Below are 3,518 nucleotides of genomic sequence, written 5' to 3' on the forward strand. Positions count from 1 at the left end.
GGTCCCAGCCGGAGAGCGCAAAGACGCCGGGCTGCAGCGCGTTGTACATGGCCAGCAGCAGGTGGACCCGGCGGACCTCCGCCGCCTGCTCCTCGGTGATCGAGTCCAGTTCGGTGATGCCCAGCACCGCGGTAATCACGCTGGCAGTGGTGCAGGCGATGCCGTTGGCGGTGAAGACCAGGTTGTAGGGCGCGGCCTCGCCGGTGATTCCGTCCCGCAGCGTCTGCTGCACCTTGTGCGCGAGCTCCGCTCCGGTGAGCTCCTCGCCGTCGAGCTCGTAGAGGTCGTCCTTGTGCTTGGTGGTGAAGTGCACCAGCTCGTAGGTCAGCTCGTCGTGGTTCTGCAGCGCATGCACCAGGGACGCCTGGTCGACGCCGATCTCCATGGCCAGCCGCAGCGTCAGCCGGAGGAACTCGGTATCCGCGGTGACCAGGGCGTGGTGGTAGGCCGGCCGGGTGACGAAGTCGTAGGACAGATCCGGGCCGGTTTCGGAGGTGGCCTTGATGTCGTCGATGCTGAGGTTCAGTTCCTGGAAGGTGAAGGCCCCGACCTTGCGGACCATGCTGCCGATGATCTGGTTGGCTGCCGCGGAGAGCGGATGCCCTTCCGACCAGCCCGGGGTTTCCTCGGCGCTTTTCTCCACGCCCAGGAAGCCGTTGGCGTCCAGCCGCAGCGCCCCCGTGCCCAGGTCCACCAGCGAATGCAGCGCGTCGCCCATCACCAGCCGCATGCCGGAAAAGGTGGGATCGAGCCAGTTGATCGACGGCTGGCCGGCCTTGAAGTAGTGCAGGTACACCCAGCGGTGGGCCTTGCCGTGCGTATCCAGCACCGGCGGCGTGGCGCTCCAGTTGGTTTCCTTCACACCCGGCTCGTAGAAAATGACCCGCTGCAGCTCGCCGATAATGTAGCCGGCCTGCTGCAGCGCGCGTTCGGTGGCCACATCGATATTGACCGAGTCCTCCCCCTCCGGCACGTCGGGCAGCAGGTCCCAGTCCGATTCGGGAATGTCGATCATGTGGTAAATGCCCGGGTAGTCGCGGAAGTTCATCTCCGCCAGCCGGAAGTCCGCGCCCTTGCCGGTGTGGCCCGGAACGATGTCGTCCACGATGGTGCCGCCGTGCTCGGTGGCGACTTCGCACATGGCCCTGAACTCGTCCTCGGTGCCGAACAGCGGGTCGATGGCCATGCTGATCCGATCGAAATGCCCGTCTACGCTGGGGGTATGCTCCCAGCCGCTCAGCCCGCCGGCCAGTTTCACCGGTCCGATGTGGATGGCCTTGATGCCAATCTGCTGGAACGCTTCCCACAGCTCCGAGTCGCCCAGGGCTGCGAGGAACGTCTGCCCGGGCCTGGTAATCAGGGACAGTGGATAGGCAGTGAACCAGACCGAAGCCTTCTCCACCGCTGCCCGCGGGTCCGGGTAGGCGTAGGGGTTTTGCCACATGCTGGCCTGCCCGGAGAGCTGCCGCGCCAGCACCTTCGCGTCCCCGAGCATGGACTGGTTGCGCAGCCACTCCACGTAGACGCTGTTGCGCGCATCCGGGTCGAACGGCGGGCGGCCGGGCATGAAGTGGCGGCGCCGGGCGGTCGGGCGGAGCGAGCGCGGCCGGGCCGGGTAGAACTGCTCGTCGAACGTGATTTCCGGAACCTGCGGTTCGGCCTCGGGCTCGACGGCGGTGCTGCCGCCGTCGTTCGCTGCAGCACCGCCGTCGCCAAGGGCCCCGCCCTCATCGAGGGCGTCGACCGCAGCGGCGGGGACACCGCCGTCGTCGTGGTGGATGCTGTCAAGGGCGGACTCGGGACCAGGAACCGAATCGTTCATGGCGTCATCTCCTTTAGTGCTCGAGAAGCTGGAATCATCCAGACCGGCTTGCTCCCAACACTGCCAGACCCGCGGTGCCATCACTACCCCTGCGCCACCGCAAGGACCGCCAAAGCGGCCTGAAGATCCAGCAGAAAGTGGATCACCACCAGGTACGGCAGCAGTGACGGCCGACGCCGCAATGCCCAGCTGAGCAGCAGCGCGAACGGCAGGAACATCAGCCCCCGCCAGAGCAGATAGGTAGCGTCGAACAGCACCGGGAGCGTGATGTGCTGCAGTGCGTGGAAAAGCGCGGGGACCAGCACCACCAGCCAGCCATGCCGGGACAGCTGCGCCAGCCGCGGCTGGAGGTAGCCGTAGTAGGTGGGCAGCTCCGCCAGCGCGGTGGTCACCGGAAACAGCACGACGGCGGTGATCGCCGCCCACAGCGGGAGCGGCTGGACCAGCAGCATGTAGCCGCCCTGCGGGTCGCCGTACAACCAGGACGCCAGCATCATGTTGGTTCCCGCGGCCAGCGCCCCGCCGGCGAGCGTGACCAACAGCAAACGCCAGAGGTCGCCCTCCCAGCTGCCCGCGTGCGGGCGGTAGAAGCCGGCTAAGCCTGCTCCTTCCCGCCGGAGCAGCGCCCGCAGCACGCCCAGGCTGACCAGGTTCGCTGCGGCAGCCGTCAGCGGCCACCAGGCGGCGGAAGCAGTCCAGGCATTGGTGGTTCCAGCTGCGGCCAGCAGCAGTGCCGCCACCACTTGGAACACGGCAAAGAACACCAGCCGGGACAGCAGCAGCCCGGTCACCAGGGTGCCCGGCAGGCGTGCTGGCCGGGATGTTCCTGTGGTCCCCGGCTGCTTGGTAAGTGCGTAGGACATCGAAACTCCTCATCGAATTCGGTGTGCACGGATCATGCAGGGTGGTCAAGTGACCGGGACGCGTCGCATGGGGTCGCCGACGCTCGCCGGGATGCTTGCTTGTAGCGCGCTACCTGCGCATGCCGGTGGCGGTTTGCTCCACTTTGGCCAACAGTTCCGCGAGCTGGGCGCGCTCTGGCTTGCTCAGGCCGGCCAGCAGGGCGTGTTCGGTTTCCACGTGGTCCGGTAACGCCCTGTTGACCAGATCCAGTCCGGCCGGGGTGAGCGTGACCTGCTTGCCCCGGCCGTCCTTCTCGTCCTTGGTGCGCGTGACCAGTTGTTTCTCTTCCAGCCGGTTCAGCCGCTGAGCGATGGCTGCCGAGGTCACCATGGCGGTCTCGGTCAGTTCGCGGGGGCTGAGCGCATACGGCTCCCCGGACCGCCGCAGCGTGGCCAGCACATCAAAACTTGCCGCATCCAGATCATGCCGGGCAAAAGTGGCGGCAAGTACCGCGTCGATTTTCCGGGCCGCCCGGGAAATCCGGCCCACCACCGCCATCGGAGAGACGTCCAGATCGGGCCGTTCCGTCGCCCACTGTTTAAGAATCCGGGTTACCTGATCTTCCATGCCGCCCAGCATAGACTATTCCTAAGCGCTTAGCTATATTGGCTAAGTGCTTAGGAATAAATGGGTTCTTCTGACAATGACAGCCGTTGCTCCGCTGACCTGGGGCACTACTTATGCGGTGGCTACCGAGCTACTGCCTCCGGACAAGCCGTTCTTGGCCGCAGCCGTACGCGCGCTGCCGGCCGGGCTGCTGCTGCTCGCGGCCACCCGCCGGCTGCCGCAGGGT

The 3,518-nt window shown here is 66.5% G+C and carries 3 protein-coding genes; all 3 read right to left on the reverse strand.

The annotated features are described in order from the left end of the window. Positions 1–1,822, reverse strand: a 1,822-nt coding sequence (gene treS, locus ACMX2H_RS18780; RefSeq protein ID WP_414962777.1) for a maltose alpha-D-glucosyltransferase, incomplete at its 3' end; no start/stop codon positions are given. An 83-nt stretch (positions 1,823–1,905) separates the two neighbouring features. Further along, positions 1,906–2,685 carry a CPBP family glutamic-type intramembrane protease gene (locus ACMX2H_RS18785; protein ID WP_414962779.1) on the reverse strand — a complete coding sequence of 260 codons (780 nt, stop codon included), beginning with the start codon at positions 2,683–2,685 and terminating at the stop codon, positions 1,906–1,908. Between the two features lie 109 nt (positions 2,686–2,794). Beyond that, on the reverse strand, positions 2,795–3,292 hold the full coding sequence (locus tag ACMX2H_RS18790; RefSeq protein ID WP_414962780.1) for a MarR family winged helix-turn-helix transcriptional regulator: 498 nt from the start codon (positions 3,290–3,292) through the stop codon (positions 2,795–2,797). Between the last annotated feature and the right edge of the window lie 226 nt (positions 3,293–3,518).

This window comes from Arthrobacter sulfonylureivorans (assembly GCF_047607445.1).
GTDB lineage: Bacteria > Actinomycetota > Actinomycetes > Actinomycetales > Micrococcaceae > Crystallibacter > Crystallibacter sulfonylureivorans_A.